The organism is Plebeiibacterium sediminum (assembly GCF_026013605.1).
In the GTDB taxonomy this organism is placed as follows: domain Bacteria; phylum Bacteroidota; class Bacteroidia; order Bacteroidales; family Marinilabiliaceae; genus Saccharicrinis; species Saccharicrinis sediminus.
The window spans coordinates 1-608 of the sequence record NZ_JAPDPJ010000263.1 but is presented as its reverse complement, the minus strand read 5'-3'; the positions used below and the strand labels follow the sequence as shown (position 1 = coordinate 608).

The 608-nt window shown below is 40.5% G+C and carries 1 protein-coding gene; it reads right to left on the bottom strand.

The window, feature by feature from the left end; genetic code table 11:
• Positions 1-608: cadherin repeat domain-containing protein (locus OM075_RS25385; protein WP_301193361.1), on the bottom strand; the 608-nt coding region annotated here is incomplete at both ends.

Sequence of the window (608 nt, the reverse complement as noted above, 5' to 3'; positions counted from 1 at the left end):
TCAGTTGCCTCTACAGTTAAGCTATATGATGTGGTTGTTTCATAATCCAACTTGCTGTTGTTAACTACGGTGATGGCTCCTGTCGATGAATTGATGCCAAAGATACCATCGCCATTTCCTGCTGTAATTGAGTAGCTGATGGTCTCGCCATCGGCATCCAAGTCTGAAGATGTGTTGTCATCATCAATATTTACCACTGCACTATTGTTCGATGCATTTTCTGCTATCGTTGCTGAGGCATTTGAAATTACAGGACTGTTGTCATTCACATTCGTTACACTTATGGAAACAGTTGCATTATCAGTGTTTGTTCCATCCGTAGCCTGTACAGTTAAACTATACGAAGTTGTTGTTTCATAATCTAACTTGCTGTTGTTAACTACTGTGATCGCTCCTGTAGATGAATTGATTCCAAAGATACCATCGCCATTTCCTGCAGTGATTGAGTAGCTGATGGTCTCGCCATCTGCATCCAGGTCTGAAGATGTGTTGTCATCATCAATATTTACCACTGCACTATTGTTCGATGCGTTTTCTGCAATCGTTGCTGAGGCATTTGAAATTACAGGACTGTTGTCATTTACGTTTGTTACAGTAATAGAAACAGT